This is a genomic window from Streptomyces sp. DH12, from assembly GCF_020873895.1.
Classification (GTDB): Bacteria; Actinomycetota; Actinomycetes; order Streptomycetales; family Streptomycetaceae; genus Streptomyces.
Window position 1 is genome coordinate 1 of record NZ_JAHWGT010001622.1, and the last position, 394, is coordinate 394.

A 394-nucleotide genomic window follows, 5' to 3' on the forward strand; every position below is an offset into this window, starting at 1 on the left:
CTGGGCGGAGCCCTCACGGCGGCTGGAGGCGGCGCTGCGGCAGGGCTCGGCCCGGCTGCGGCTGTCCCCGCGCGGGCGGTAGCTGCTGCCGTTGCAGTTCGGGGCGGCCGGCGCGCGGGCGCTGGCGGAGGCCGGGCCGCCGGACGCGGACGGCTGGGTGGAGGTGGAACTGCCGGTGGAGTCGGAGGCGGTGGCCACCGGCGATCTGCTGCGCCTCGGGGTGGAGGCGGAGGTGCTGGGCCCGCCGGGACTGCGGCGGGCGGTCGCCGAGGCGGTGGCGGTCCTGGCCGACCGATACGAACAGGATCGAAAGTTTCCGCGAAATTCACCGCCCGGAACCTGCTGACAAGCAGGTGAACGCCAGGTACCGTCCTGAGCCAGTTCACTCGTGTGG

Annotated in this window: 1 pseudogene; it reads left to right on the top strand. The window is 74.6% G+C overall.

What is annotated here, in order from left to right:
• Positions 1–346, top strand: a pseudogene (locus LPA54_RS41390) (WYL domain-containing protein); the annotation flags it as partial.
• Positions 347–394: the final 48 nt, after the last annotated feature.